The 25,923-nt window shown below is 64.4% G+C and carries 20 protein-coding genes; 16 read left to right on the top strand and 4 right to left on the bottom strand.

Going from position 1 to position 25,923, the window contains the following annotated elements; translation table 11 throughout:
- The first annotated feature begins 32 nt into the window (after nucleotides 1-32).
- Nucleotides 33-839 (top strand): alpha/beta hydrolase, encoded by an 807-nt coding sequence (locus Q0627_RS12230; protein WP_291013232.1) that lies wholly within the window; start codon nucleotides 33-35, stop codon nucleotides 837-839.
- A 142-nt stretch (nucleotides 840-981) separates the two neighbouring features.
- Nucleotides 982-2,112, top strand: coding sequence for an NAD(P)/FAD-dependent oxidoreductase (locus Q0627_RS12225; protein ID WP_291013234.1), 1,131 nt, complete (start codon nucleotides 982-984; stop codon nucleotides 2,110-2,112).
- Nucleotides 2,113-2,114: 2 nt separating this feature from the next.
- Here the strand turns inward: Q0627_RS12225 and Q0627_RS12220 are convergent, their stop codons facing one another.
- Nucleotides 2,115-3,161, bottom strand: coding sequence for a DMT family transporter (locus Q0627_RS12220; RefSeq protein WP_291013236.1), 1,047 nt, complete (start codon nucleotides 3,159-3,161; stop codon nucleotides 2,115-2,117).
- 226 nt (nucleotides 3,162-3,387) lie between these two features.
- Here Q0627_RS12220 and Q0627_RS12215 point away from each other — a divergent pair, with 226 nt between their 5' ends.
- Nucleotides 3,388-5,622 (top strand): NADP-dependent isocitrate dehydrogenase, encoded by a 2,235-nt coding sequence (locus tag Q0627_RS12215; protein ID WP_298810178.1) that lies wholly within the window; start codon nucleotides 3,388-3,390, stop codon nucleotides 5,620-5,622.
- Nucleotides 5,623-5,646: 24 nt separating this feature from the next.
- Here the strand turns inward: Q0627_RS12215 and Q0627_RS12210 are convergent, their stop codons facing one another.
- Genes Q0627_RS12210 through Q0627_RS12200 form a run of 3 tightly spaced genes read right to left on the bottom strand, consistent with a single transcriptional unit; the run spans nucleotide 5,647 to nucleotide 11,208 of the window.
- Nucleotides 5,647-8,991: an ATP-binding protein gene (locus tag Q0627_RS12210; RefSeq protein ID WP_298810199.1), complete on the bottom strand. Its 3,345-nt coding sequence runs from the start codon at nucleotides 8,989-8,991 to the stop codon at nucleotides 5,647-5,649.
- The gene (locus Q0627_RS12205; protein ID WP_291013241.1) at nucleotides 8,985-9,737 is read right to left on the bottom strand and encodes a DUF4194 domain-containing protein; all 753 of its coding nucleotides are present in this window, start codon (nucleotides 9,735-9,737) and stop codon (nucleotides 8,985-8,987) included. The genes Q0627_RS12210 and Q0627_RS12205 overlap by 7 nt, the downstream gene beginning before the upstream one ends.
- Nucleotides 9,738-9,744: 7 nt before the next feature.
- Nucleotides 9,745-11,208 carry a DUF3375 domain-containing protein gene (locus Q0627_RS12200; RefSeq protein WP_291013244.1) on the bottom strand — a complete coding sequence of 488 codons (1,464 nt, stop codon included), beginning with the start codon at nucleotides 11,206-11,208 and terminating at the stop codon, nucleotides 9,745-9,747.
- Between the two features lie 221 nt (nucleotides 11,209-11,429).
- Here Q0627_RS12200 and Q0627_RS12195 point away from each other — a divergent pair, with 221 nt between their 5' ends.
- The 13 genes from Q0627_RS12195 to Q0627_RS12135 all read left to right on the top strand — a co-directional run bounded on the left by Q0627_RS12195 (nucleotide 11,430) and on the right by Q0627_RS12135 (nucleotide 25,849).
- The gene (locus Q0627_RS12195; RefSeq protein WP_291013246.1) at nucleotides 11,430-11,657 is read left to right on the top strand and encodes an AbrB/MazE/SpoVT family DNA-binding domain-containing protein; all 228 of its coding nucleotides are present in this window, start codon (nucleotides 11,430-11,432) and stop codon (nucleotides 11,655-11,657) included.
- The gene (locus Q0627_RS12190; RefSeq protein WP_291013248.1) at nucleotides 11,650-12,063 is read left to right on the top strand and encodes a type II toxin-antitoxin system VapC family toxin; all 414 of its coding nucleotides are present in this window, start codon (nucleotides 11,650-11,652) and stop codon (nucleotides 12,061-12,063) included. The genes Q0627_RS12195 and Q0627_RS12190 overlap by 8 nt, the downstream gene beginning before the upstream one ends.
- Nucleotides 12,064-12,311: 248 nt before the next feature.
- A complete protein-coding gene (locus tag Q0627_RS12185) occupies nucleotides 12,312-15,875 on the top strand; it encodes a DEAD/DEAH box helicase family protein (protein WP_291013250.1) in 3,564 nt (1,187 codons plus the stop codon).
- Nucleotides 15,875-17,293: a restriction endonuclease subunit S gene (locus tag Q0627_RS12180; RefSeq protein ID WP_291013252.1), complete on the top strand. Its 1,419-nt coding sequence runs from the start codon at nucleotides 15,875-15,877 to the stop codon at nucleotides 17,291-17,293. The genes Q0627_RS12185 and Q0627_RS12180 overlap by 1 nt, the downstream gene beginning before the upstream one ends.
- Before the next feature lie 29 nt (nucleotides 17,294-17,322).
- Nucleotides 17,323-18,231 carry a hypothetical protein gene (locus tag Q0627_RS12175; RefSeq protein WP_291013254.1) on the top strand — a complete coding sequence of 303 codons (909 nt, stop codon included), beginning with the start codon at nucleotides 17,323-17,325 and terminating at the stop codon, nucleotides 18,229-18,231.
- Nucleotides 18,224-18,970 (top strand): HIRAN domain-containing protein, encoded by a 747-nt coding sequence (locus Q0627_RS12170; protein ID WP_291013256.1) that lies wholly within the window; start codon nucleotides 18,224-18,226, stop codon nucleotides 18,968-18,970. Before Q0627_RS12175 ends, Q0627_RS12170 begins: the two co-directional genes overlap by 8 nt.
- A gap of 31 nt (nucleotides 18,971-19,001) precedes the next feature.
- Complete coding sequence (locus Q0627_RS12165) at nucleotides 19,002-20,006, top strand: Rpn family recombination-promoting nuclease/putative transposase (RefSeq protein ID WP_291013258.1); 1,005 nt, start codon at nucleotides 19,002-19,004, stop codon at nucleotides 20,004-20,006.
- A gap of 82 nt (nucleotides 20,007-20,088) precedes the next feature.
- Nucleotides 20,089-20,433 carry an Rpn family recombination-promoting nuclease/putative transposase gene (locus Q0627_RS12160; protein WP_291013260.1) on the top strand — a complete coding sequence of 115 codons (345 nt, stop codon included), beginning with the start codon at nucleotides 20,089-20,091 and terminating at the stop codon, nucleotides 20,431-20,433.
- Nucleotides 20,434-20,498: 65 nt separating this feature from the next.
- Nucleotides 20,499-22,013, top strand: coding sequence for a class I SAM-dependent DNA methyltransferase (locus Q0627_RS12155; RefSeq protein ID WP_298810171.1), 1,515 nt, complete (start codon nucleotides 20,499-20,501; stop codon nucleotides 22,011-22,013).
- A 127-nt stretch (nucleotides 22,014-22,140) separates the two neighbouring features.
- Entirely contained in the window at nucleotides 22,141-22,497 is a 357-nt protein-coding gene (locus tag Q0627_RS12150; RefSeq protein ID WP_291013266.1) for a PadR family transcriptional regulator, read from the top strand.
- Nucleotides 22,494-23,825: a permease prefix domain 1-containing protein gene (locus Q0627_RS12145; protein WP_291013269.1), complete on the top strand. Its 1,332-nt coding sequence runs from the start codon at nucleotides 22,494-22,496 to the stop codon at nucleotides 23,823-23,825. The genes Q0627_RS12150 and Q0627_RS12145 overlap by 4 nt, the downstream gene beginning before the upstream one ends.
- 69 nt (nucleotides 23,826-23,894) lie before the next feature.
- A complete protein-coding gene (locus tag Q0627_RS12140) occupies nucleotides 23,895-24,572 on the top strand; it encodes a Clp protease N-terminal domain-containing protein (protein WP_291013272.1) in 678 nt (225 codons plus the stop codon).
- 50 nt (nucleotides 24,573-24,622) lie between these two features.
- On the top strand, nucleotides 24,623-25,849 hold the full coding sequence (locus Q0627_RS12135) for a multidrug effflux MFS transporter (protein ID WP_291013275.1): 1,227 nt from the start codon (nucleotides 24,623-24,625) through the stop codon (nucleotides 25,847-25,849).
- Nucleotides 25,850-25,923: the final 74 nt, after the last annotated feature.

Raw genomic sequence — 25,923 nt, 5'->3', positions numbered from 1 at the left:
GGAACGAAAGTCCGCACCAGGAGGTGACCCACGTGGTCGAGAAGATGGAACACACCGGAGAGATAGAACCACCGCACTGGTTCTACTACCTCACCGAACCGCACCGCGCGATGGCCGAGCACATCGGGTTCGCCTCAAGCAAGAAGCTGCTCACCATGCAACACGCGGGCGGCGGCGATGGCCGGCATGTCCTGGTGCTACCCGGGCTGATGGCCGACGACCGTTCCACCCGCGCGCTGCGGGGGGTGCTGAAAGAGGCCGGCTACCAGGCACATGGCTGGAAGCTCGGCGTCAACGTCGGCCCCACCAACGGCATCCTGTCGGGCATCCAGGGCCGCGTCGACGACCTGGTGGCCCGGTCGGGTCGGCCGATCAGCGTGATCGGCTGGAGCCTGGGTGGTCTGCTCGCCCGGGAGGTGGCAAAACTGCGTCCTGAGGATGTCGACCGGGTGATCACCCTGGGCAGCCCGCTCAATATGTCACACCGCAGCCAGTCGCGGGCGTCGGCGGCGTACGAGATGTTCGCCTCCCGGCATCTGCCCGACTACGCCTTCGAAGCATGGGTGGCCGCCCGCAAGGACGGCCTGGCCCAACCGTTGACGTCGATCTACAGTCGCGCCGACGGCATCGTGCACTGGCAGTCGTGTCTGGTCGAGCCGGGACCGATGAGCGAGAACGTCGAGGTACGGGGCAGCCACTGCGGCCTGGGCGCCAATGTGGCGGCCGCGCACGTGGTCCTCGACCGGCTGGCTGAGCCACTCGATGACTGGAAGCCGTTCCGTCCGCGCCGGGCCTACCGGAGCGCGTTCCCCGGTAGTCCTCTCGCGGCCGCCGGCTGACAGCACAGTCACCACAACACAACAGCGGATCGGCCCGTCGTCACCGCACGACGGGCCGATCCGCTGTGACATCCGCGGCCCCGTGGCCGGACCTGACACCATTGCCGGAGAATGTCAGCGGAGTCGGCAGGAGGTGAGGTCCGTGACCGATCGGGTCGAGTGTGTGGTCGTGGGCGCCGGGGTCGTCGGATTGGCCATCGCGCGGGAACTGGTCGTCGCCGGGCGGGAGGTGATGATCCTGGAGGCCGCCGACACCTTCGGCACGGGCATCAGCTCGCGCAACTCCGAGGTCATCCACGCCGGAATCTACTATCCGGCAGGAAGTCTGAAGGCGCGACTATGTGTGCGTGGACGCGGCCTGCTGTACCGCTACTGCGCCGACCACGCCGTCCCCCACGATGCGATCGGAAAGCTGATCGTCGCCACCTGCGATGATCAGCGCGGACGACTGGCAGCGCTCGCCGATGCGGCAATCGACAACGGTGTCAACGATATTCGGGCGATCGATGCGGACGAGATCGGTGAACTCGAACCGGAGATCACTGCGGTCGCCGGTCTGCTGTCACCGTCGACGGGCATCGTCGACGCTGCGGCGCTGATGCGGGCGTTGCTGGCCGATGCGACGGGTGCGGGGTCCGAGGTCGCCTACCGCAGCCGCGTCACCGGCGCGCGGTGCAGAGGCGGCGCCCTGGAGGTCGATGTCGACGGCGCGGGATCGTTGGCCTGCGACTGGCTGATCAATGCCGCAGGTCTGGGTGCCCAGGAGGTCGGCGGCGGCATCGAAGGACTGGCCGCCGGGGCGCTGCCCGACCGGTACTTGGCCAAGGGCACCTACTTCCGGCTCGCCGCCGGCCCGGCGCCGTGCTCGCGGCTGGTCTATCCACTTCCCGTCGACGGCGGTCTGGGTGTGCACCTGACCCTCGACCTCGCCGGCAATGCGCGATTCGGTCCCGATGTGCAATGGATCGACGATCCCGATGTGCAATGGATCGACGGTCTCGACTACACGGTGAACGTCGACCGGGTGCCGGAGTTCGTCGCCGCGATCGAACGGTACTGGCCCGCGGTCACCGAACGCGAACTGGTCGCCGACTACGCCGGCATCCGGCCCAAGCTCGGCGGGCCGGGTTCGCCGGCCGCCGATTTCCGGATCTCCACGCCGGCCGACCACGGTGTCCCCGGACTGATCAACCTGTTCGGCATCGAATCCCCGGGTCTGACATCGAGTCTGGCGATCGCAGAACTGGTCGGCGCGCAGATTGCCGGTACCTGACACTACGCGCGCGGCGGGTTGCAGTCGGCGGCGTCGGGCCCCGGCGGCTCGTCGGAAAGTCCGCAGGTGTCAACGACGTCGGGTGCGCCGACCACCACCTCACGGCCCGCGTCGGCGGCGGATTCCGGTTCGCCGAGTTTCGCGCACACCACACCGGCGATCACCAGCACACCGCCGGCCAGCTGGATCGCCGACGGAACTTCGCTGAGCAGAACCGCCGCCCAGATCGTCGCAGCGATCACCTCGGTGAGAGCGATGAGCGAGGCCAGCCGGGCGCCCAGGATGCGTGCGGCGACGATACCGGTCGGATAGGCCACGGCGACGGTGATCACCGCCAGACCGAGTAGTGCGAGCCAGGCCGGAATAGAAAACCCGGTGAAGTCGGCAGCGCTGTCACCGATGTCGAAGGGCATCAGGCCCACTGACCCCAGGACTCCCAGAAGCACTGCTGCAGCGATCATTCCGGCCGCCGACAGTACGGACGGCGGCAGGTCCCGGTGCGGTTTGGCGGAAATGAAGAAGTAGCCGACGGCCCCGACCATCGCGGCGGTGGCCCACAGCACCCCGGCGACGTCGAGACCCCCGCCACCGGTCACTTCCAGAACGCAGAGCAGACCGATCGCGCACAACATGACACCGACGCACAACAGCGCACTCGGTCGCTGACGGTGTGCGGCCCACAGCCACAACAGGACGACCACGGGTGCGGTGTGTTCGATCAGCATCGCCGACGCCACCGGAATCGTCTGGATCGCCGAGAAGAAGCAGAACTGCGCGATGACCACGCCGAACAACCCGTACAACCCGATCGTGAGTGCGTGTTTGCGCAGCAACGACCACCGACCGTGCATGTCGCGCAACGCCACTGGGACCAGCGCGAGGCCGCCGACACCGATCCTGATCGTCACAATGGTGCCGCTGCTCCACCCCGACTCCAGAAGCGGCCGGGCCAGCGCACCCGAGAGCCCGAAGCTCAGTGCCGAGATCAGTGCGAACGCCAGCCCCGAACGTCCTTGTGACCACACCTTGTTCTCAACGACCGACGCCACGAATTCTCACGCTAGGCGCGGATCATTCGCTTCGGCAAACCGAAGACGCCCGGTTTACCCGCGTCGAGAGCCTTCCGATGGATAAGGTCAAGGGGAAGAGTGTGCCGGGTCACCGGCACAGGGTGTGCCTGGGCACGACCACTCTCGACAAGTGATACTGGTAACGCTCATACGGTTCGGGCCACTGATCGTGACCGGACCGGACAACCGGAGACGAAAGCGGGACATGCACGTGGAGCAGCCGACCATCATTTACACCCTGACCGACGAGGCGCCGATGCTGGCGACGCACGCGTTCTTGCCGGTCATCCGCACCTTCGCCGGCGCAGCTGGGATCAACATCGAAACCAGCGACATCTCGGTTGCGGCACGTGTGCTGGCGGAGTTCCCGGAAAACCTGACCGACGAGCAGCGCGTGCCCGACAATCTGGCCGAACTGGGCGCACTGACCCAGAACCCGGACACCAACATCATCAAGTTGCCCAACATCAGCGCGTCTGTGCCGCAGCTCGTGGCCACCATCAAAGAACTCAAGGCCAAGGGCTACGACATCCCCGACCTCCCGGAGAACCCGAGCACTGACGCCGAACGCGAGATCCGCGATCGATATACCAAGTGCCTCGGCAGCGCCGTCAATCCTGTTCTGCGTGAAGGTAATTCCGATCGCCGTGCGCCGCGTGCGGTGAAGGAGTACGCCCGCAAACACCCGCACAGCATGGGTAAGTGGTCGATGGCCTCACGCACGCATGTCGCGCATATGCGCCACGGCGACTTCTACCACGGTGAGAAGTCGATGACCATCGACCGTGACTGCGACGTGCGGATGGAACTGGTCACCACCGCCGGTGAGACCATCGTCCTCAAGCCGAAGGTGTCCCTGGGCAAGGGCGATGTCTTCGACTCCATGTTCATGAGCAAGAAGGCCCTCATCGAGTTCTACGAGGAGCAGATGGACGACGCCTACAAGACCGGCGTCATGTTCTCCCTGCACGTCAAGGCCACCATGATGCGGGTCTCACACCCGATCGTCTTCGGTCACGCCGTGCGCACCTTCTACAAGGACGCCTTCGCCAAACACGGCGAGTTGTTCGACGAACTCGGCGTCAACGTCAACAACGGTCTGTCGGACCTGTATTCGAAGATCGAGGCGTTGCCGGCGACCAAACGTGAAGAGATCATCGATGATCTGCACGAGTGCCACGAGCACCGGCCGGAACTGGCGATGGTCGACTCGGCGCGCGGTATCTCCAACTTCCACTCCCCCTCCGATGTGATCGTCGACGCGTCGATGCCGGCGATGATCCGGGCCGGCGGCAAGATGTACGGCGCCGACGGGCGCACGAAGGACACCAAGGCGGTCAACCCGGAGTCGACGTTCGCGCGCATCTATCAGGAGGTTGTGAACTTCTGTAAAACCAACGGCGCGTTCGATCCCACTACGATGGGCACCGTGCCCAACGTCGGCCTGATGGCGCAGAAGGCCGAGGAGTACGGTTCGCACGACAAGACTTTCGAGATCCAGGCCGACGGTGTGGCCAACATCGTCGACATCGCCACCGGTGAGGTACTGCTGTCGCAGAACGTCGAAGAGGGCGACATCTTCCGGATGTGCGTGGTCAAGGACGCCCCGATCCGGGACTGGGTCAAGCTCGCGGTCAACCGGGCGCGCAATTCGGGTACGCCGGTGGTGTTCTGGCTCGACCCGTACCGTCCGCACGAGAACGAACTGATCAAGAAGGTGGAGACCTACCTCCAAGATCACGACACCGAGGGCCTGGACATCTCGCACATGTCGCAGGTGCGAGCGATGCGGTACTCGCTCGAACGGGTCGTTCGCGGCATGGACACCATCGCCGCGACCGGCAACATCCTGCGTGACTACCTCACCGACCTGTTCCCGATCCTCGAACTCGGTACCAGCGCCAAGATGCTCTCGATCGTGCCGCTGATGGCCGGTGGTGGACTGTACGAGACCGGTGCGGGCGGTTCGGCGCCCAAGCACGTCAAGCAGCTCGTGGAGGAAAACCACCTGCGGTGGGATTCGCTCGGTGAGTTCCTGGCGCTGGCGGTGAGCCTGGAGGATCTGGGCCGCAAGACCGACAACGCCAAGGCCGGCCTGCTGGCCCGGACCCTCGATGCCGCGACCGGCAAACTGCTGGAGAACGACAAGAGCCCCTCGCGCAACACTGGTGAGCTCGACAACCGCGGCAGCCAGTTCTACCTCGCCATGTACTGGGCGCAGGAGCTGGCCGCACAGACCGAGGACACGGAACTGGCCGAGCACTTCGCGCCGCTGGCGCAGGCACTGGCCGAGAACGAGGACACGATCGTCGCCGAGTTCGCCGCCGTGCAGGGTCAGGAAGTCGATCTGGGCGGCTACTACGCCCCCGACAACGTCAAGACCGACGCCGTGATGCGCCCGAGCGAGACGTTCAACAGCGCTCTGGCCTCCGCGGAGTAGTCACCTCGCCGGCCGGCTCCCGCGCTACAGCGGGAGCCGGCCCGCGTTGGTGCGCCGTACCTCGGTAAAACCCTGGATCGAGGTGGACAGCGCAGACGCCGTGGGCCGGCCATCGACGCCCTCGGATTTCGACACCATCACCACGTTGTCGATGTAGGGCTGGATGGTGCTGGTGTTCTGTACGGTGGCGACGATCACGAGCTGGAAACCGAACTTGCGGAACGCCGAGAGTGCCTGCTGGGCGAACTGCGGATCGGACTTGGAGAACGCCTCGTCCAGCATCAGCTGGGCGAACAGTGGCCGGTTGTCGTCGCTGCCGGGGGCTGCGAGATTGAAACTGAGCGCACCGGCCAGGCAGAACGCCATTAGCTTTTCCTGCTCGCCGCCCGAGTTGTCGCCGGCGTTGCTGTAGGTGCGGATGACCTCCCCGCTGCTCGCGTCGCGTTCCTCGCAGTAGAAGTCGAACCGGTTGCGCACGTCGAGGGCGTCGCGGGTCCAGGCCCTGTCCTCGGGGGAGTCGCCGGCCAGGCGCTGGCGCAGCAACAGGATGTCGGCGTACTGCTCGAGGATGGCCTGTTCGTCGCCGAAGCTGACGGCGGCGGTTCGGGCGGAGATCTGCCGGGCCTTCTCGTTGAGTTCGGCCACGGCGGGCAGGGTTTTGCGCCCTGGTTGCAGTCGCAGCCGGGTGCCGCTGTTGAACGCGACCGACCCGAGACCGGAGTTGACGCGTTCGATCTGCTCGACGATGCGCCGTTCCTCGGCGTCGGCGGCCATGTGCAGGCTCAGGATTGCGCCCGGTGCCTGCTCGGTGATCAGTCGGCGCATCCGCTCGTAGGCCGACGGCAGTTCGCGTTCGTCGATCCGGCGGCACACCGACACGTAGTCGTGCACGCGTTCGTCGAAGTCGTCGCTGTCGTTGGGGATGGCGTCGGGGAACTCCTCGTCGTAGCTCGCGACGATGCGGGCCAGTTCGTCGCGAGAGCGCCGGGCGTCGGCCCGCATGCGGTCGCGGTCCCGGTTGACCGCCTTCATCAGTTCCTGCCGATAAGGTTCGGGCGCAAGCACATCGAGTACCGCCGCCGATTCCTCGCGGAAACCGTCGAGGGTGGCGGCGGCCTGGTCGGCGATGGGTTCGTGGGTCAGCCGGTCGGTCAGGTCCAGCAGCTGGGTGCGCCGCTTGTCGTGGGTGGCGATCTTGTCGCGGACCAACGCTGCCTGGGAGATGGCCCCACGCACCTGTTCCCAGATCTCCTCGGCCTTGCGTTGCAGCGCCTCCACATCAGGATTGGCATCCATCAGCAGTTCGTACTGATCGGTGAGAGCGTCGACACGGTCGTCGGCGGTGTCGGTGTCGATCTCGCTCCACTGTGTGAACTGCTCACACACCCGTCGGTAGGCGTCGCGGCGCTGTTGCAGTTCGGTACGGTCCCGGTCCAGGTCGGCGCTGGCTTGATGGGCGGCGTCATACAGGCGCTGCTCGTGATCGAGTTCCTCACGCAGCGCGGTGATCTTGGAGTCGACGTGGCCGACGAAGATGTACTGCGACGGCCGTAACGCCTGCCGGTCGTCCTTGACGGCCAGCTTGGCCGAATCCTTGCGTAGGCCCTGATCGGTGACAGCCTTGGCATGATTGCGGAACTCTGCCGGATCATCCACGCACACATGGTTTCCCAGCCGTGCCAGGATGGTCAGCGCCTCGGCGGCGCACGGATGGTCGGGGTCGACAGCGCGCAGCATCGCCCCGAGGGTGCCCGGTTCGGGGGTGGGCATCGGGTGTTGTTCGGCATGATGAAGCTGGATACGCCCACGCATGTCGTGGCTGTTGACATAGCGCAGCGCGGCCCGGAAATGCTCGTCGGGCACCAGCAGCCGCAGCCCCGCGCCACGCAACACCTTCTCCACCGCCAAACGCCAGCGGCCCGCATCGGGACGCAACTCCACCAGTTCGGCGACATACCGCAATTCCGATTCGTCGATCTGCAGGTGGTTGGCGAGCATGCGCCGCATCTCATGTTCGGCTCGCGGCAGCGTCGACCCGGCCTGCTCGACGCGGTGGAGTTCTGCGGCGACCGCATCACGCTGGCCGCGGCGGTCGCGGGCCCGGGCGAGGGTTTCGGCGAACTGTGCCTTGCCCGCCTCGAGCTGGCTGTCGATGCGGGTGGCGTCGTCCATCAGTTGATCGCGCAGTTCCCAGAACTGTCCGCCGTCGTCGGGCAGTTCGAAACCCAGTGCGGCGATGCGATGTTCGTAGTTGGTGCGTTTGATGGCCACCTCACCGGCGAACTTCTGGGCTGCCGCGAGCTGCTCCTGCAGTGGGGCGAGGTCGCCGGTGGAGGTGGATATCCGCGAGAGCAGGTTGCTGTGGTCGGCGCGCAACTGATCGTGCTGGGCGGTCAGTGAGTTCAGGTCACCGTCGAGGCGGGCGATCTGATCGTCAAGGTCAGCGATTTCCGGCCCGGCGGTGCGCAGCCGCAGATTGTTCAGGTAGGCGCGCACCGCGTCGGTGTCGATGGTGTCGAGCACGCTGAATGTGGCCGACTCCCCCGCGTACCGTTCCTGGACCTCCTCGATATTGCCGAGAATGGTGCGTTTGCGGCGTGCGACGTCGAGCAATTCGCGGGCCTGCACCAGCGGATCGATCTGGTCGAGCGCATCCTTGATCCCGGCGACGCTACGCGGCTCGTCGAGCATGAACTCGCGCACGAATTGGGCAAGGCCACCAACGCTTTTCAGCGATTTCGCTTTGCCGAGCAACTGCTGAGCCGCATCGGAGCCGCGAATCCCGATGAGCGAGTACAGGGTGGCGAGGTATTTGCCCTCCCCCGGCCCGCCGCGCCAGCCGCGGTCGCGGAACCGGGAGGTGTTGTACCCCGCCGACGCCCATTCGTTGCAGACCTCGACGATGTCGGTGTCGCCGTCGTGAATGAAGTACGAACTGCCGGCGTCGGTCAGCTTGCCGGCGGCAAGCCATTTGAGGACCAGGCCGGTGATGGACGTGCCGGAGGTGGATGTGTAGGTGACAGCGATCGCCGCCCACGCCGGTCCGGTACCGCGCAAGTACATGATCTCGCGGCCGGCGCTCGTCCCGCTGCGCCGCTCCCCCCACGCCCCGCGCACATACTTGCCGACGGTCCGTTTGCCGCTGGACGATCCTGCCGCCGTCGCATCGCCGGAGGCATTGAAATTGCGCCGGTGATCGGGCAGAAACGCCAGCGAAATCGCGTCCAGCAGAGAGGATTTGCCGCTGCCGGAGGAGCCGGTGATGAGTGCGCCGTTGGCGCTGAACGGAATCGAATGATAGCCATCGAACACGCCCCAGTTGATCAGCTGTAGCCGGGACAGGTGGTATTGGTCGATAGTGCTCACCAGTCCGCTCCCTCGGTCGTGTCCGGGCGGTTGTTACCGGCGTCCGTATCCGGGGCGCTGTCGGAGTCGTCGGCTTGGTCGCCGGAGGACATGAACTGCTCGAACTGCCGTTGCAGGTCGGTGATCACCGAGGCGGTCATCACTGCCGTGATCACCGGGCTCAGCACGAAGGTGTCGGGGTCATCGCGCTGAGCCCGCAGAAACTCCATTTCCTCCATCTTGTCGACGGCACGGTCGATGCGTTTGTCGAAGGCCGCCAGGTCGCGGTCGATGGTGTTGGAGACACCGGCGAACATCTCGTGGATGTCCTCGCGGGTGATGAGCACATTGTCCTCGCGCGAGGCACGCATGTACTTGGCCAGGTGCAGCGCCAGGATAGCGTCGTAGGTGTTGATCGTCTCGCGTTTGAGCAGCCTTCGGCCCCAACGAGATTCATAACCGACTTGCTCGACGAACGCGATCTGCAACTCGTCGACGATCCGCAGCCGCAGGTCCAGCTCGGACAGCCGCACGCGCAGGACATCGGCGAATTCGGCCACCCACGACCACAATTGGGGCTGGCGTTCACCGCTGATGTGGCGGCGGGTCAGCAGGTTCTGCAGCGCCCAGCACGCCCGGTCGGGCAGTGCGCTCACGTCGCCGTCGAAACGCGGCACCTTGGGGCCGTGGTCGGCGGAGGTCAGCGGTACCGCGGGCAGGTCGTCGTAGCCGGCGAACTCGTCGGGAACATCGGTGGTGGTGTCGGTCATGGGTACCTCAGACCTCGTCGATCAGGATGTCGGCGGTCGGGATCGGTTCGGAGAACATCAGGGCGGGGATCTCGATGATCCGGTCGTCACCTTCCAAGGACTGGAATCGCACGATCTCGGTGGTCGTCGGCGCGGTGCCGGGCTGTTTGAGGGCCAGCGACCATAGGACGATGACGTGCGCGAGATACGCCTCGTCGAGGCGGCCCAGGACATCGGGCAATGCGACCGGACCGTCGGCGACCGCACGGTTGACCAGGTCCGTCAGCTCGACCGTGTCCACCTGACCGGCCAGGGAAGCGAATGAGCTGAGGTCACCGCCGGTGTCTCCCGGCAGTGCGGGCGGTGGTGGTGCCGGGTCGCGGATCTCGAATGCGACCCGGCCGATGGAGGTGAGGTCGGGGGTGGCCAGCGGTATCTCGTAGCCCAGGCGCCGGTCGGCGAGCGAGGCCTTGAGCAGCTCGTTCGCGGTGGCCAGGGCATCGTTGAGTTGCCGGGCGATACCTCGGCTCTGTTCCAGGGTGCCGGCGGCGACGAACCGCCGGATGCGGCGGGCGCAGCGTTGCCGGGTGCGGCCCACCTCGGCCATCTGTTCGGTGATCAGCGGAAAGAAGTCGGTCATCACCGCGCGCAGACCCGGTTCCATGTCGGGCAGGCTGCGGGTGACGGTGTCGATGTCGGCCGAGAGCCGGGCGCGTTGGTCGGGATCCTGGATCATCCGGGTGAACGCGTGATACGACGCGCTCTGCGACGACCCGAGCAGGGTTTCGTAGTCGTCGAACAGTTGCCGTTGCCGGTCGCGGTAGGCCAGGTCGGAGTCGCTCGGGTCGTCGAGCAGTGCGGTGGTGATGCGGTCGAGCATCGTGCCGTATTGCGCGATGTCGGAGATGACCTGTTCCATCTGGTAGGCGATGGCGCGGGCCTCGTCGGCGGCGATCCGCAGGTCGGGTTCGGGGCGGACCCCGGCGTCGAGATCGGCCAATTCGGCGTCGAGATCTGCGAGCTGGTTTTCGATATCCTCGCGGATCTGGTCGGGATCACCGGCCACCTGCCCGGCCACCCGATGCAGCCCGGCGGCGATGCCATTGATCGATCCGCCGGTGGCCACGGAGTCCTCGCGGCGGCGCCGGCGCATGAAGTCGAGGACGGACCGGGCGTCGGCGGTCAGGTAACAGATGTTGGGAGCAACGGCGTCGGAAGTGTCGGTGACCCGGTGCAGCCACCCGTTGCGCGCCCATAGCTTGATCAGCTCCACGCCGGTCGGGGTGTCCTCGGCGTCGAGTTCGGTCATATCCCGTTCGAGGCGGACGGCCAGCTCGGGTTCGGCCAGCCGTGCCCCGAAGTCGAGGTGCCGTTCCATCAGCGTCACGTACAGGGCGGAGTTGGTGGCCGCGAACAGCCGCACCGCCGCCGACTTCTGGATCGTCCGGTTGTCCTGCCACGCCTGCGTCAGGGTCGCGTGTTCGTCGCTCATCATCACCACCTCAGCTCGCTGACGTAAAACTGCCCCGCGTAGTCTCCCACGTCCCGCCGGCAGACCCTCGCAGTGTGCGAGTTCCTGCACACCTCCGACGACTTCGACTGTCGGATCTTCAGTAGCGATAGCTGACCACCTGCTGACTTCGATCAAGCGACCCGTTCCGGCGTATCCTGGGTCAGACGTAGTACGCGACACACGCTATCTAGGAGGTCACGGTGCGACTCAACAGCAAAGGTCAGGTCACCATCCCCGCTGAGTTGCGGCACCGATTCGGATTCGTCGAGGGCGATGAGGTCGACGTGATCGCCGACGGCGACACGTTGCGCATCGTGCATACCGTTCCCGCCGTCTCTCGCGGTGAGCGGATGGTGGCCCGTATGCGCGGCCGCGCAACTACCGCATACACCACCGACGAACTCATGAAACTGCTTCGGGATGAGTGAATCGACCCTCGTTGACTCGAATGTCCTGCTCGACGTCTTCACCGATGATCCGGTGTGGTCGGGTTGGTCCGGGCAAGCGCTCGCCGAGGCTATGGACCGCGGCACGGTGATCATCAATCCGATCGTCTACGCCGAAGTATCAGTGGGCTTCGATCGTATCGAAGACCTCGACGCCCTCCTGCCCACCGACTACTTCATCCGTGAGGCGCTCCCCTGGTCCGCAGGTTTCCTCGCCGGGAAAGCCTTTCTCGCATATCGGCGCCGGGGCGGCACCCGGCCGACACCACTACCCGACTTCTACATAGGCGCGCATGCCGGTGTGTCCGGCCATCGCCTCCTCACCCGCGACCTGGGCCGATACGCCACATCGTTTCCCCAGGTGGTGCTCGTCACCCCTGACACCTGACAACCGCGACAGCAATGAGGCAAATACCGTACTCGCGCAATATGAGCCTATGAATCAATCACAACGTCATGATGATGTTTTGTAACTATCATCCAGCGGTCGATGGCCTGCCTGATGGACGCGGCGGTGAGATGACGCTGCGGTGGCTAGCACGCTGTCAAAGACGATGTCGATCCTGGTGCTACTGGGTGTGTAGGCGAGCCGTCTAAGATACGGAGCGGAACTACGCAGCAGGTTTTGGGGGCGGAATGCACACTGTCGATCCGGGATTGATCGACGCCGCCAAGCAGTCGGTGAACTTCGGTGTCCTCGCTCCGATTGAGCCCTTGTTGGCCATCTACGGTGCGGGTGCCGAGTCCGGTGTCTACACCGACCCGAACGGTGCGCTCATCAAGTGCCGGCAGTTCGGTGAGGTACTCGCCGAGCAACTGATTCAACGCAGCGGCACCCGGTTCGACGGATCCAGACAGGTCGAGCGCATTACCACCCTCGAACGTGCCGGGGTTCTCACGTCCGGCGCCGCCGACGCCCTGCACAGCATCCGCAAGATCGGCAACGAGGCCACCCACAGTCACCTGTTCAACGTTCGTGCTGCTTTGGTGGCCCTCGAACAGTGCTGGGAACTCGGCAACCTGCTGTACCTTGCGCTGTCTCCGGCCGACCAGCGTCCACGGAGTTTCATCGCACCGCGGCCGCTCACTCAGCCGACAGTGGTCGGACGCGAGGATCAGCAACAGCTGGACGCGATCAACCGCCGGCTCGCCGAGTCGCATACGCAGCTGACCGAGACGTTGACCGTGCTCAATGCCACCAAATCCGCGCAGGCCGCCGAGTCGGAAGCACGTCTGGCGGCCGAGAAGGCACTTGCGGATGCGCAGGCACGAGAAGCCGTGGTCGCCGCGAAACTGGCCGCACTGGAGAAGAAGCTCTCTGCCCTACAGAGTTCAGGCGCGCTCGCCACCCAGGACACGGCGAAGGTATCGGCAGCGGCGGGGAACTCGTTCTCGCAGGCTTTCCGGCGCCGTCCGCCACTCAACGAGGTGCAGGCACGCCGGGAGATCGATCGTCAACTCGTCGCGGCCGGCTGGGTTGTCCAGGACTATGGCGACCTCAATACCGCTGCGGGCATCGGCGTCGCCGTACGCGAGTTCCGGCTCTCCACCGGCTTCGCCGACTACCTGCTGTATGTCGATGGCAAGATCGTCGGCGTCATCGAGGCCAAACGCGAGGGCACCGCACTGATCGGTGTGGAGCAGCAGACCGCGAAATACTCGGTGGGACTACGCAAGGAGGATCAGCTCGCCGCCTGGCGACGTGACGAACCGCTGCCGTTCCTGTACGAATCCACCGGTGCGGAAACCCGGTTCACCAACCGCCTCGACCCGAAACCGCGCTCACGCGATGTGTTCACCTTTGCCAAGCCGGAGACGGTGCGGTCCTGGATGCAGCAGGCGGACGAGCGGCCTGACGCGCCGACTTTCCGCGCCCGATTGCAGCACCTCCCCACACTCGACCCGAAGGGTTTGCGGCCCAACCAGATCCAGGCGGTCACCGGGATCGAGAAGTCGCTCAAGGACAATCGTCCCCGGGGTTTGGTCCAGATGGCCACCGGCGCGGGCAAGACCTTCACCGCGGTTACCGCGAGCTACCGGCTGATCAAACACGCAGGCGCAGCAAAGATCCTGTTCCTCGTCGACCGCAACAATCTGGGCGAGCAGGCACAGGCCGAGTTCGACAACTATGTGCCGATCGACGACGGCCGCCGTCTCGGCGAGATCTACAACGTGCAGCGCCTCGCCGGGCACACTGTCCTCGGGTCGACCAATGTCGCGATCTCCACCATCCAACGGCTGTACGGCCTGCTACAGGGCAAGGAGCTCCCCGACGCCGATGTCGATGACGACGCGGACGGCGAAACGTTCGAACCGGAGTCACCGGTCGATGTGGTCTACAACGTGAACGTGCCACCGGAGACGTTCGATCTGGTCATCGTCGACGAATGTCACCGGTCCATCTACGGCCGCTGGCGTGCGGTGCTCGACTATTTCGACGCACCGGTCATCGGGCTGACCGCGACCCCGACCAAACAGACGCTGGGCTTCTTCGACCAGAACCTCGTCAGCGAGTACACCTACGAGGAGTCGGTGATCGACGGGGTGAACGTGCCGTTCGACGTGTACCGGATCCGGACACAGATCACCGAACAGGGCGCGAGGATCGAAGCGAAAACGGTGGTACCGGTCCGCGATCGCCGCACCCGCGCGCAGCGCTATGTCGAACTCGACGACGACTACGCCTACACCGGCAATGCGATCGGCCGGGACGTGATCAGCGAAGACCAGATCCGGCTGGTGCTCACCACGTTCCGGGACCGGCTCTACACCGAGGTCTTCCCGGGCAGGTCCGCGGTCCCCAAAACGCTGATCTTCGCCAAGACCGACGCACACGCCGACGTGATCGTCGAACAGGTGCGGGAGGTGTTCAACGAGAGCGCCGAGTTCGCCGCCAAGATCACCTACAAGTCGAAAGCCGAGGGCAAGGACCCCAAGCACCTACTGCAGAACTTCCGCAACAGCCCGTCGCTGCGGGTGGCGGTGACCGTCGACATGATCGCCACCGGCACCGATGTGCGCGCCATCGAGTGCGTCTTCTTTCTGCGATCGGTGCAGTCGGCAGTGTATTTCGAGCAGATGAAGGGCCGCGGCTCCCGCATCATCGGCACCGACGACTACGCCGCGCTGACCCCGGATGTGGCCAAGGGCGTCACGAAGGACCGCTTCGTCATCGTCGACGCGGTCGGCGTCACCGAATCACCACTGGTGGATGCGACGCCGATGGAACGTGAACCCGGCGTGTCACTGGAGAAGCTGCTGAACAAGGCCGCGAATCTGACGATCACACCCGACGAGGCATCGAGCCTGGCGATGCGGCTGGCGAAGCTGGCCACTCAGATGGACGCCGCCGAAGCCGCCGAACTGGCCGAGATCGCCGGCGGAGTCGAACTACGCGAGATCGCCAAACAGGTCGCCGACGCCAGCGACACCGACGCCGTGCTGGCTGCCGAGAAACGCGGCGGAAAAGACGAGGTGGCAGCACAAATCCATGGTGGTGTGGCCCCGCTGTCGAGCAATCCGGAACTGCGGCAGGCGATCCTGGACCTGCGCCGCAAGAAGGATCTGATCTTCGACCAGGTCAACGCCGACACCCTCATCAGCACCGACCGCATCCCCTACGGCGAGGGAGCCCACGAACCGGTCCGCTCGTTCCGCGAGTACCTTGCCGAACACCGCGACGAGATCGCCGTGCTGCAAATCCTGCACGGCAGCGCGCCGGGACGCCCCACCTACGCCGAACTCAAAGCCCTCGCCGAGCGGGTAGCGAGGGTTCCCGCGATCGGCAGCATCGAAACCTTGTGGCGTGCCTACGCCGACCTCGGTGAACTGGCAGATCCCGGGCACAAGGTCGACGTACCCGACCTGGTCACCATCCTGCGCCACGAACTCGCCAAAGACTCCGGTGCAGGAACGGAGTCGAAGATTCAGCCGTTCGCCTCCACAGTCGAGGAGAAACTCGCGCACTGGCTGTCCGACCAGCACCGTCACGGAGTCGACTACACCGACAGGCAACGCCGCTGGCTCGACATCATCAGCGACGTCGTCAAAACCAACATGGCCGTGGAGATCACCGACCTCGACCACATCCCGTTCAGCGACCTCGGCGGCAGCCAACGCTTCGCCACCGACTTCAACATCACCACCCGAGAGGAAGCACTACAGTTGCTCGACGAGTTGAACACGGAACTGATCGCGTGATGGAGCAGGAGCTGCCGCAGGGGTGGGCGTGGACGACTCTGGGGGACGTAGCAGACATCGGTTCAGGAGCGACTCCAAAGACCAAAGTAGCCGAGTACTGGGGTGATGAAGTCGCGTGGGTGACTCCGGACGACCTTTCTCGCAACAAGGCGACTAAGTTTATCGGGTCGGGTCGTCGTAGCCTATCAACGCTTGGCTATGAATCCTGCTCAGCACGAACATTTCCATCGGGTTCTGTTGTTTTCAGCTCACGTGCCCCAATTGGGCACATCGCAATCACATCAGGGCCGGTAGCGACCAACCAAGGTTGTAAGACCGCAGTCCCACGGCCATTGATCGACAGCAGGTTCTTGTATTGGCTACTGAAGTACGTCACGCCCGAGATCGAGAGTCGCGCAAGCGGGTCGACGTTCAAAGAAATCTCGGCGAGCGGGTTCGCTGCGACTCAGATTCCCCTCCCCCCACTCCCTGAGCAACACCGCATCGTCGAGGCCCTTGAAGACCACCTCTCCCGACTGGATGCTGCGGAACTGACTCTTGTATCGGCAGCTCGTCGTGCGGAATTGTTGATATCGAGACTCGTGGATCATACGGTCCTCGGCGTTGCCACGAGCACTCCCATCAGTGGTGCGCCAGCCTCTGATCTGAAGGGCAAACACAACCGCTTCGACTACCAGGGACTTCCTTCGCTTCCCCAGGGTTGGTCATGGAAACTCGCTGCCGACCTGTGTAAATCTATCAACTCTGGCTCGACACCCAAATCTGAGTTCATGCAGCAAGGCCAGGGTGAGATACCCTTCCTTAAAGTATACAACATCGACCCTGCGGGCAGGGTTGACTTCACGAAGAATCCAACCTTTGTATCGCGTGACACCCACTACGGGCAACTGAAACGGTCGATTGCGTTACCGGGAGATGTTGTTACCAATATTGTCGGACCACCACTCGGTAAGAGTGCCGTAGTGCCGGATAGTTACCCGGAATGGAACACAAATCAGGCGATTGTCTCCTTCCGTGCCGGTGATTCGATTCACCCATCCTGGCTTGCATTGTGCTTGCGTTCACCATTTATTATTCGTCTCCTAAAGAGCACCGCCAAGGCAACGGCAGGACAATTTAATATTGCATTGTCGACGTGCAGAGAATTGTCGCTGCCGGTGCCTCCACTAAGGACTCAGGAAGTACTGTTGGAAGAACTTGACGCTGCAATACTTGCGCTCGAACACGCAAATATCGCCCAGCGAACGTCGCGGTCGAGATCCACGACTCTCCGCAGCGCGCTCCTACGCTCGGCGTTCAATGGCCGGCTCGTCGACCAAGACCCAACTGATGAACCTGCGGGTGTCGCTCTCGAACGGACCCGCAACCATCAGCCCGCCGCCCCGCCCCGGCGCCGGCGGAAGGCAGCTGCGAAATGAGTCGACACTACCGGACCGCCAGGTGATCGATGTCCTACGAATGGCACGTCGAAGCAGTAGACGCCTGGACAGTGGCAACGACCACCGACGAACCTCAAACGGCAGACGAGCCGCTGGGAACGAAAGCGAAATTCTGGGTTGTCGACCCCGACGGTCGTCGCTGCTTGTTCAAGTATGCGCGGGCGCCGCAAGGCCGGACAATGGGTGAGGATTGGGTCGAGTGGGCGGTCCATCATTTGGCGACCATGCTGTCAATTCCCTCCGCGACGGCCATCCCGGCAACCCACGAGGGGCAGCGAGGAGTCCTGTCGCGTTCCGTACTCACTGCGGATGATCGCCTCGTTCACGGTAACGAACTGCTCACGCTCACAGACCCGGAGTACGACGCGACCGCCGAACGCGAGTACCACCGCTACACGATCGATGCGGTGCGCAGAGCGCTCGATGGAATTGCCGCACCCACGTCGTGCGGGGCACCGATCACAACCGCCTTCGATGCCTGGGCCGGTTACCTAATGCTCGACGCGTGGGTCGCTGGACGTGATCGTCATCATGAGAACTGGGCAGTCATTGAGCGAGCCGGGGAACTGAGCCTCGCGCCATCGTTTGACCATGGGAACGCACTCGGCTTCCAAGTAGCAGAAGCGGAGGCTCGAAACCTCTCACTCGACGGCAACCGCCTGGTCAAGTGGGCGCGGCGTGGTCGTAGCCATCACTTCAACGGCAGACCTGGGCTTGTGGATCTCGCTACAACGGCGCTGGGCCTGGCTGACCGTGAAGCGCGCGATTTCTGGATTGCCAAGCTCGCAGCGGTCACGGACGATGAGGTGGCAAGTCTACTGGCGAGTGTGCCCGCCGACTATTTGTCAGACCCGGCGCGTAAGTTCGCAGTGAAGCTTCTCCATCTCAACAAGGAAAGGATCCTCGACGGTGACTAGCGCTTCCTGCAGGGTGGCTACCGTCGCCGATGTCAGCGTGGCCAGGCGTCTCTTCCTGATCTGGCAGAACCCCGGATCACGGCAGTTCGTGCGGGTGGGCACCCTGTTCGAGCTCGTTGACGGCCGGTATGCGTTTGAATACACCGCCAGCGCCCGAGCCACCGATGACTTCTACCCACTGACCCAGTTCCCCGACATGGAACGCACCTACGTGTCAACCGGCTTGCCGGCGTTCTTCGTCAACCGGCTCATGTCGCGCAAGCGTGAGTCGTTCACCAGCTACCTGCACGCGCTCGGCATCGACTCGGACGCCGTCGACACTCCGATGGAGTTGCTGGCCCGGACCGGCGGCCCCAGGGCAACTGACACCTTCCATCTCGTCGATGACCTGATGGCCGATGCGGATGGTGTCGTCGTCAGCAGATTCCTGGCTTCAGGCGTTCGCTACCTTGACGCCGATGGCACCCACCTTGCACGTGTTCGGGACGGCGACCGCCTGCGGCTGCGACCAGAACCCGACAATCCCAAGAACGGGCGAGCCCAACTCGTGTGCGTCGCCAGTGGCGCCGCCGTGGGTTACGTTCCCGACTGGCTCCTCAACGACCTCGAAGACCTCCAAGCCAGAGTCGACGAACTGAGCGTCATCGCTGAACGCGTCACCGCAGACGCGCAACCGCACCTACGTTTGCTGTGTCGAATCGAGGCACGGGTCCGAGGTGGGAAACAACACTCGAACTGATTTGTCAGTACTGGACCGTATGGTTGTTCCCATGACCAGTGGGGGTTCGGGTGAATCGGCACATCAGCCGCATGACGGGTTGTTCCGGCGGGTGTTCGGCGACCCCAAACACGCCGGATCAGAACTGCGTTCGGTGTTGTCGGCGGAAGTGGCCGCACACATCGACCTCGAACACCTCGAGCCGGTCGCAGCATCGTTCGTCGACGACTACCTGAGCCAGGTGCACAGCGATCTACTGTTTCGCACCACCTTCGACGGCGACGACGCCTACCTGTACTTTCTCATCGAGCACCAGAGCAGCCCCGACGACCTGATGGCCTTCCGGATGCTGCGCTACCAAGTCCGCATCTGGGAACGCCACCTCAAGACCGAACCCACGACTTCGGGCAAGACCGGCCTACCAATGATCGTGCCGGTAGTGCTCTACCAAGGCCATCGGCGCTGGACCGCCCCCACCGACATCGCCGACATCATCAAGGTCAGCGACCACGCCGCCACCGCGTTCGCCGACCTTCTACCCCACGTGCGGTACATCCTTGACGACCTGACCGTCGTCGACGAGGCTGCTATGCGAGCGCGGCCACTGACCCCGGCGGCAAGAATCGCCGCGCTCCTGCTGGGACCGGCATCCAAAGACGCCGACGTCACGACGACGTTGCGTGCCTCACTCGATGACTGGCAGACCGTCGCCGACACGGAGCCAGCCCTGCTCGTCGTGTTCTTCACGTATCTTCTAATAGTCGGCGAAACACAGGCCGACGACATCACGCACTTCGCTGCGCAACTGGGCCAAGAAGCTAAGGAGGCCGCCGTGACCACAGCACAACGACTCCGCCAAGAAGGCATCGAGCAGGGCATCAGTCAAGGCATCAGTCTGGGACAGTCACAGCTACTGGTGGCCATGCTCGAAGCCAGATTCGGCGAACTCGACAACGACACCCGTCTCCGAATCGAACACGCCACGGCCAGCCAGATCGCAGACTGGAGCACCCGCTTCGCGCGTGGAGCAAACTCGATCAGCGCCGTCGTCGACTGACATCTGCTGAGCCGTCCTGTCCCCGCCCCTGTCGGCATCGGCGCTCGGACTGATTTGTCAGTACTGGCACGTATGGTTACTCGTGATCAGCGGAGGTTCGGGTGAGCGGGCGTATCAGCCGCATGACAGGTTGTTCCGGCGGGTGTTCGGCGACCCCAAACACGCCGGATCAGAACTGCGGTCGGTGTTGTCGGCGGAAGTCGCCGCGCACATCGACCTCGATCATCTCGAGCCGGTCGCGGTGTCGTTCGTCGATGACAACCTGCGCCAGGTGCACAGCGATCTGCTGTTCCGCACCACCTTCGACGGCGACGACGCCTACCTGTACTTTCTCGTAGAACATCAGAGCAGCCCCGACGACCTGATGGCGTTTGCGGATGCTTCGCTACCAAGTCCGGATCTGGGACCGCCATCAGGTCGTCGATGACCGCAGAAATGTCCCGTGGGAAACCGGTGGACATCGAGCGGGTGGCCTGCGGCTACCCTCGACACGTGAGTAACGCCGCTGAACTTCGTCGCCTCGTCGACAAACTATGGAGCTACTGCGACGTCCTGCGCGATGCCGGGGTGTCGGCGATCGACTATGTGGAACAGCTCAGTTTCATTCTGTTCCTGAAGATGGCCGACGAACGTCAGCAGAACTTCATGAACCCGGTGCAGATCCTTCCGCCCGAACTCGACATCTCGTGGGAACGACTTGCGAAGCTCGACGGTGTGGCTCTTGAGGAGGAGTACCGCCGTATCCTGAGCGAGCTCGGCAAGGAAACCACCAACCTCGGTGTGGTCTTTCGTAAGGCGCAGAACAGGATTCAGGAGCCCGCTCTGCTCCGGAAGCTGGTCGTCGACCTGATCGGCTCGGAGAACTGGTCGAGCATCGGCGGTGACCTCAACGGTGACGCCTACGAGGGCCTTCTGCAGAAGTCGGCGTCGGATGTGAAATCCGGTGCCGGACAGTACTTCACCCCGCGAACGCTGATTCACGCCATGGTGAACGTGATGCGCCCGAGCCCGGCCGACACCATCATCGACCCGGCTTGCGGTACGGGCGGATTCCTGCTGGCGGCCGTCGAGTATCTCACCCATCATCACGGTGACTCGATGACACCGGCTCAGCGCCGGGCGCTGAGTGACGGCCGCACAGTGCGCGGCGTCGAACTGGTAGACGGCACAGCCAGGCTCGCAACCATGAATATGTTCTTGCACGGCATCGGGCAGGCCACCGGCGAACCGGTGATCGATGTCCATGACGCGCTGGCCACCAAGCCGTCCCGTACCGCGTCGATGGTGCTGGCCAATCCGCCGTTCGGCAAGAAGTCATCGATCACCGTCGTCGGTGACGATGGGCGCGCCGAACGCGAGGATGTCGCGTACAACCGGCAGGACTTCTGGGTCACCACCACCAACAAGCAACTCAACTTCGTTCAGCACATCGCGTCACTGCTCGCCATCGACGGGCGAGCGGCGGTCGTCGTGCCCGACAATGTGCTGTTCGAGGGTGGTGCGGGTGAGACGATTCGCCGGCGACTGCTCAACGAATACGACGTCCACACCCTGCTGCGTCTGCCCACCGGCATCTTCTACGCGGGCGGCGTCAAGGCGAACGTGCTGTTCTTCGACCGCAAACGGGCGCGGCCGAACCGACCATGGACCGACAGGTTGTGGGTGTACGACTTCCGCACCGGTGAGCACTTCACCCTCAAACAGCGACCGCTGCGTGACGAGCATCTACAGTCGTTCATCGATGCGTTCAACGCCGACGACCGTTCGGCACGAGTCGAATCCGAACGTTTCAAGGCCTACGCCTACGACGACCTCGTCGCCCGGGACAAGGTGAACCTCGACATCACCTGGCTCAAAGACCCTTCACTCACCGACGCCGACGACGGTGTACCGCCGGAGATCATTGCGCAGGAGATCGTCGAGGACCTGACCGCAGCACTCGCCGAGTTCACCGCAGTGGCCGACGCGTTGGCAGCCAGGGCTGCGGAGGTGGCCGCCCGCAACTGAACCTTCACCTTCCGGTGAGTGGCTCGATGACATCACGCCCTGCGAAGCTGCGATGAGCAACCACTCGTCCTGATACCTAGAGGTCCGAGGTACTGTTACCTTGTAGTTCTAGGTATGGAGGTTTGGCGTGCACATCGACAAGGACCTGGTGGCGGCCTCGGCGACGCCACTCGTGTTGGGAATCCTCGCCGATGAAGGCGCGTCGTATGGCTATGCCATCCTCAAGCGCATCCGTGAGCTGTCCGGGGGCAATCTGGAGTGGACCGACGGGATGCTCTATCCGCTGCTGCACCGTCTGGAGCGGCACGGATACGTGCAGTCGTCGTGGCAGACGTCCGGGGAGGGCCGGCGGCGCAAGCACTACACGCTCACCGATGCCGGACGCCGAACCCTCGCCGAACGACAGGACCAATGGGCCGTGGTGAGTGAGGTCCTGGACCGTGTCTGGCACATCGGCCCACTTCCTCAGGCGTTGAACCCATGAGCGAAGAACACATCCAGCAGTGGCGCGGCTACGTTCAGCGACGGTCCGTCCTCGCAAGCGAGGACATCGCCGAACTCGAAGAGCACCTGCGCTCGCAGGTCGACGACCTCAAGGCCCTCGGACTCGCGGACGACGAGGCGTTTCTGGTCGCGGTCAAACGAATGGGACGCATCGACGACCTGTCGCGTGAATACGCCCGGGAGCACTCCGACCGGCTGTGGAAGCAACTGGTCATAGGGTCGGACGACACCGGTGAGTCCGGGTCTGGGCGCCGTGACCTGTGGGTGGCGATCGTCCTGGCCGTCGGCGCCGCAGTGACGCTGCGGACGGGACTGGCCTGGCTGGACGAGGACGTATCCGTCCGGCTCGCATCGGTGCTCGTACTCCCCTGGCTCGCGGGCTTCTTCGCGTGGAAGCGTGGCATGGCGCGCTCGGCGATCGCGATCACGGCGATCGGATTCGTAACCTTCGGCGTGCTGTTGGCCGTCTACCCCTTCGACGACGATCCGGGCGACACGTTGGTGTTGGCGTCGATCCACGCCCCGGTATTCCTGTGGCTGCTGATGGGTGTGGCCTACGTCGGCGGTGACTGGAGATCTGGGCGCCGCCGGATGGACTTCGTCCGGTTCACCGGTGAGTGGGTGGTGTACTACTTCCTTCTTGCGGCCGGTGGCGGTCTGCTCATCGGCCTGACCGTCGGCACCTTCCACGCGGTCGGCATCGACGTCGAAGATGTTGTGACCGAATGGATCATGCCGTTTGGTTCGGCTGGGGCGACGGTGATCGCGGCGTGGTTGGTGGAGTCGAAGCAGAACGTCATCGAGAACATCGCACCGGTGCTGGCGCGGGTATTCTCACCGCTGACCATCCTGCTGCTAGTGGCCCTGCTCATCGCTTTCGCCGCGGACCCCGACCTGATCGACGTCGACCGCGAACTGCTCATCCTGATGACGGTCATTCTGGTGCTGGTTCTGGCACTGTGGCTGTACGCGGTGTCCGCGCGGCCTCCGCAAGCCCCGCCCGGTCTCGGTGACTGGCTGCAGGTGGCGCTGGTGGTGACGGCGATCGTCGTCGACCTCGTCGTTCTGATCGCCATGGCCGGCCGGATCGCCGAACTGGGGCTGACCGCGAACCGGTCGGCCGCCCTGTGTCTCAATGTCGTCCTGCTGGTCAACCTCGCGGAGTCGGCTCGGCTCGGCCTGGCTTTCGTGCGTGGCAATCGTCCGGTCGCGGTGCTGGAACGCTGGCAGACCGCCTACCTGCCGGTGTACGCCGCATGGGCGGCCGTGGTGGTGATCGCCTGGGGACCGCTGTTCAGCTGGGCGTGAAACGAAGGTACATCAGTACTTGTCAACCTCTGGTTGACGAAAGAAGTGTGTCAACCTATGGTTGACGGCATGACTCAATCAATCAAACTCGATGACCTCATCTCGGCGATCGTCAAGGTCCACGACGACCCACTCGACCAACTGCAGGACGCCGCGCTGGCGGCTCAGCATCTCGGTGACCTCGCCGACCATCTGCTTGGGCATTTTGTCGACCAGGCCCGGCGTTCGGGGGCGTCGTGGAGTGATATCGGCGAAGCGCTCGGGGTGACCCGGCAGGCGGCGCAGAAGCGGTTCGTGCCGGGCAAGGACAGCAAACAGGACTTCAGCCGCTTCACGCCGCGTGCGCAGAAGGTGGTGACCGCGTCGTTGACCGACGCACAGACCCGCAAGATCGCCTTCATCGAACCGGCCAATCTGGCGGTGGCCCTGTTCACGCAGCCCGACGGTATCGCCGCCAAAGCCCTCGAAGCTCAGGGGGTGACCGTCGACAAGTTCACAGAGAAGCTGGAGTTGCCGGGTCCCGCGGAGAATCCACCCGCGCTGGTACCGTTCAGCGCCGACGCCAAGAAGGCTCTCGAGCAGACGTTCCGGGAGGCGCTGCGTCTGGGCCATAACTACGTCGGAACCGAACACATCCTGCTCGCCCTGCTCGAAACCGAGAACGGTGACGGGCCCCTGCACGCGGCGGGTGTCACCAAGTCCGCCACCGAGGAGTTCGTCGCGAAGGTTCTGTCGGCGTTCGAGTGAGCCCAGCGGGGTGCTTCGCTGAGCCCGGCCACCGGTCGCTAGCGTGAGCTATGCGATTGAACGACGGCGCGGACTGGCCCTCCGACGGTGGAATCCGGGGTCGCCTGCTGGTGATCCTCGGCGCGCTGTCGGCGTTCGCGCCGATCTCCACCGACCTGTACCTGCCCGCCCTTCCCGACGCCGCCGACGACCTGGGCACCAGCGCGAGCGGAATCCAGATCACGCTGGTGGTGTCGATGATCGGGCTCGGACTCGGGCAACTCCTCATGGGGCCGCTCTCGGACCGATACGGCCGGCGGGGGCCGCTGCTGGCCGGTACGGCCGTGTTCACAGTGGCGTCACTGCTGTGTGTGCTGGCGCCCGATGTTGTTCTGCTGGCGGTGTTTCGGTTCCTGCAGGCGCTCGGCGGGTCGGCAGGCGTGGTCATTGGACGTGCCATCGTCCGCGACCGGGTGGCGGGGCATCGGCTGGTCGAACTGTTCGGCGTGCTGACCGTGGTGGTCAGCCTCGCACCGATCATCGCTCCTCTGCTGGGTAGTGCGATCCTGCTCGTCGGCTCCTGGCGGACCATCTTCGCCGCCCTCGTGGTCATCGGGGTGCTGCTGGCGATCGCGACTATGTTGTGGGTGCCGGAAACGCTTGCCCCCGAACACCGAGGTATCGGCGGGGTGCTGCCCGGGGCGTTCCGTTCCTACCGGATACTGCTGCACGATCCTCGGTACATCGCGGTGATCCTGACCTCGGCCGCTGCCTTCGGTGCACTGTTCGCCTACATCACCGGCTCCCCGTTCGCGTTGCAGACCCTTCACGGTCTGTCACCGCAGATGTTCTCGATCGTCTTCGGAATCAACGGGCTGTGTCTGATGGCCGGTGCGCGCTGGATTCGGGTGGGCGGCCCGGGGCTGCGCATCGCCGTGGGTGCCGGGTTCTTCACTGTGGCCACAGCGCTGCTGCTGATCGCCGCCGCCACCGACCAACTCGCGGTTCTTCTGGTCGCGTTCGCGACGTTGTCGACCGGTTACGGACTCATCGCGCCCAGCACCGCCGCGCTCGCCCTGATGAGCCACCCCGAACGGGCCGGTGCCGCGGCGGCCCTGCTCGGAGCGACTCAGTTCGTCGGCGGGGCGCTTGCCGGATCGCTCGTCGGGCACGGCGCCGAGAACAGCATCACCGGCCTCGTGGTGGTGATCGGGGTGTCTACGGCGGTGACGGTTGTGCTGGCTGCGGTGTTGAACGGTGGTCCGGGAATGCGTGTCGGGTCGCCGGACCCTTCGTGACCCTCGCTCCTGCGTCGCTTCGGCCTCAGGGATCAAGAGGGGTACCCGGTTCCTGCGTCGCTTCGGCCTCGGGG

It is taken from the genome of uncultured Gordonia sp., assembly GCF_937858515.1.
GTDB lineage: Bacteria > Actinomycetota > Actinomycetes > Mycobacteriales > Mycobacteriaceae > Gordonia.
The sequence above is the reverse complement of the archived record's forward strand: the minus strand, read 5'-3'. Positions and strand labels throughout refer to the sequence as shown.